Source organism: Candidatus Eisenbacteria bacterium (assembly GCA_016867495.1).
Lineage (GTDB): Bacteria > Eisenbacteria > RBG-16-71-46 > CAIMUX01 > VGJL01 > VGJL01.
This window is the reverse complement of sequence record VGJL01000256.1, coordinates 1-2953: the sequence shown is the minus strand read 5'-3', so window position 1 is coordinate 2953 and position 2953 is coordinate 1. Positions and strand designations below refer to the sequence as shown.

General features: G+C 69.2%; 5 protein-coding genes. All 5 read right to left on the bottom strand.

Annotated features, from left to right (window positions below):
• Positions 1 to 356 (bottom strand): competence/damage-inducible protein A (locus tag FJY88_13090; protein MBM3288263.1); only part of this gene is annotated, 356 nt, incomplete at its 3' end.
• A gap of 60 nt (positions 357 to 416) precedes the next feature.
• Entirely contained in the window at positions 417 to 905 is a 489-nt protein-coding gene (locus tag FJY88_13085; protein MBM3288262.1) for a phosphatidylglycerophosphatase A, read from the bottom strand.
• A gap of 3 nt (positions 906 to 908) precedes the next feature.
• Complete coding sequence (recR, locus tag FJY88_13080; protein MBM3288261.1) at positions 909 to 1508, bottom strand: recombination protein RecR; 600 nt, start codon at positions 1506 to 1508, stop codon at positions 909 to 911.
• Positions 1509 to 1516: 8 nt separating this feature from the next.
• Positions 1517 to 1828 (bottom strand): YbaB/EbfC family nucleoid-associated protein, encoded by a 312-nt coding sequence (locus FJY88_13075; protein ID MBM3288260.1) that lies wholly within the window; start codon positions 1826 to 1828, stop codon positions 1517 to 1519.
• 22 nt (positions 1829 to 1850) lie between these two features.
• Positions 1851 to 2953 (bottom strand): hypothetical protein (locus tag FJY88_13070; protein ID MBM3288259.1); only part of this gene is annotated, 1103 nt, incomplete at its 5' end.

Sequence of the window (2953 nt, the reverse complement as noted above, 5' to 3'; positions counted from 1 at the left end):
GCCTGGGCCTCGAGATTCGCCGGCGCGGGGCGACCGACGCGCGAGAATCTCTCGCGCATCGTCGCGAGGAGGTCCTCGCGGAGGATGAGCTGGCGCTTGAGAACCGTGGCGAGGATCTTGCGGGTGATGTCATCGGAAGTCCCGCCGAGGCCCCCGGTCGTGATCACGACCTCGGCCCTCTGGAGTGCGATCTCGAGAGCCTGGAGCATCATCTCGCGCTCGTCGGGGACGCTCGTGCGCCAGCTGCAAGGCAGCCCGCGCGCCCGCAGCCCGCGCGCGAGGAAGGCGAAGTTGGTGTCCGTCGTCCGGCCGGTCAGGATCTCGCGGCCGATCGTGACAATCTCGATCCCGATCATGCGCGCCCTCCCATGGCGGCTCTCCTCGGCTTCACCATCTGCCGGCGGCTCTCCCTCCTCTCACCATCCGCCCGGGAACGCCGACGCGATGGCCGGGATGAGGGCGGTGAGGAGGCGGAGGAGGATGTTGCCGGCCAGCCCCGCTGCGATGTCATCTGCCATCACTCCGATTCCGCCGGGAAGGGCTTGGAGCTGGTAGATCGGCGGGGGCTTCAGAATGTCGAGCGCCCGGAAGAGGACGAAGCCCGCGATCGCGATCCACGGAGTCGCCGCGAAGCCCGCGACCGTGAGGAGCGCTCCCGCGACCTCGTCGATCACGACGCGACCGTCGTCGTGCCCGAGCCGAGACTCCATGAGGCCGGCCGCCCAGACGCCGGCAAGGACGATGAGCCCCCAGATGACGAGCGCGATCCAGATCGGGATCGGCGGGATGAGGAGCCATGCCGCGAGGACGATCGCGCTGGCGTAGGTCCCCGGCGCTCCCGGGATCTGGCCGACGAAGCCGAAGGTCGCGACGGAGCGGGCGGCCCACGGCCCGATCGATGCCATCGCTCAGATCTGCTTGCGCCCTTCCAGGGCGCGGGCCAGGGTCGCCTGGTCGGAGAGCTCGATCTCCGATCCCATCGGCACGCCGCGGGCGATGCGGGTGATCTGGACGCCGAGCCCGCCCAGGACCTCGGCGAGGAAGTGCGACGTCGCCTCCCCCTGGCTCGTCGGATTGAGCGCGAGGATCACCTCGCGGATCCCCTCGCTCTTGACGCGTTCCAGAAGCCGATCGATCCGCAGGTCCGCGGCGGTCACGCCGTCCAGCGGCGCGAGGGTCCCGCGAAGGACATAGTACTGGCCCCGGTAGGCGCCGCTCTTCTCGAGGGCGAGGACATCCCCCGGATGCTCGACGACGCAAAGGACCGTGCCGTCGCGCCTCTCATCGGCGCAGAAATAGCAAGGCTGCGTCTCGGCGACGTTTCCGCAGCGTTCGCAGGTGCTCACCTCGTCCCGCACGCGAGCGATCGCCGCGGCCAGGCCGACGGCCTCCTCCTTGTCGGTGCGCAGCAGGTGAAAGGCGAGGCGTTGCGCGGTCTTCTTCCCGATGCCCGGCAGTTTCGCGAGCCTGCCGACCAGATCCTCCAGGTGACGCGAGCTGTACTGCATCGCCGACCCTAGAAGAGGCCGGGGATCCCGAGACCGCCGGTCAGCTTGGACATCTCCTCCTTCATGCGCGTCTGGATCTTCGCGTCGGCGTCGTTCATGGCCGCGGCGATCAGATCCTCGAGCATCTCGACGTCTTCGGGATCGACCACTTTCGGGTCGATGCGGACGCGACGGACCTCGTGGCGGCCGTTCATCGTGACGACGACTTTACCGCCGCCCGATGTGCCCTCCACTTCCTGCTCGCCGAGTTGCTCCTGCACGCGCTGCATCTGCGCCTGCATCTCCTGGGCCTGCCGCATCAGCTTGCGGATGTCTTGCATCAGATCCTCCGAGGAAGGTTCTTCACGCCGGACCGAGGATCTCGCCGTCCATCTTCTCGGCGATCCTCTGGACGTCGTCGAGGTTGCCGCGCCGGCGGCGGGGAGGCTGCGCGGGCGTTGACTCCTTCCCCTGCATCGGGCCCGACAGATCCGCGCCGGCCTCCGCTTGATCGATCTTGAGGCCGAGGGACCGCCCGAAGGCCTCGCGAATCGCCTTCTGGACGGCGGGGCGGTTCTCCCCGCTCTCAAGAGCGGCGACCTGAAACGCGACCCCCTCCCCCGGAAGACGCACCCTCAGGTATCCCGACTCCTCCGCGATCAACTCGCTGCCGGCTAGGATCGCGGCCAGCGCCGGCCTCCCCTTGCGCAACCGCTCGATCACCCCGCGCCACAGTTCCTGCCCGGGCGCCGCCTGCTCGGCGGCCGTCTGGGATGCGGCCGCGCTGGGCTCGGATTGCGGCGTCGATTCAGAAGCGCGCCCGGACTCAAGGCCGCGCCCCGGGGCGCCCTCCCCCATCGCGGGAAGCTTCCGGATAAGCTGCGCGAGATCGGCCGCGCGGGGCAGGAGGCAGATCTCCGCGACCGTGACCTCCAGGATCACGCGCGGGAAGGCGGAGCGGCGCATGCGGGAAGCCGCCTCCATCGCGAGATGGAGCTGGCGGATCAGATCGGCCGGACCCGAGCGCCTCGCCTGCGCGCCATAGCGGTCCCTCTCGGCGTCGGTCGCATCGACCAGCTCGGCCATGTCGTCGCCGAGGGAGAAGACGAGGAGGTTCCGCAGATGGCTCACCAGCTCCTCTGCGACTTCCTGCAGGTTCTGCCCTTCCGTGTAGGCCGTCCCTAGAATCGACAAAGCGCGATGCGGATCGCCGTCCAGAACCGCGTCGCTCAGGGAGAAATAGAGTTCCCGCCCCGCGATCCCAAGGGCGGCCGTCACCTCCTTCCCGTCCAGGGGCGCGCGCCCTGAGGCCACGACCTGGTCGAGAAGGGTGAGGGCATCGCGCATGCTCCCCTCGGCCCGCCGAGCGATCAGCGAGAGGGCGTCCTCCGAGATCTCGATCTTCTCGGACTCGCAGATCGTGTGCAGCCTGCCGAGCGTGTCGCGCAGGCGCAGGCGCGAGAAGT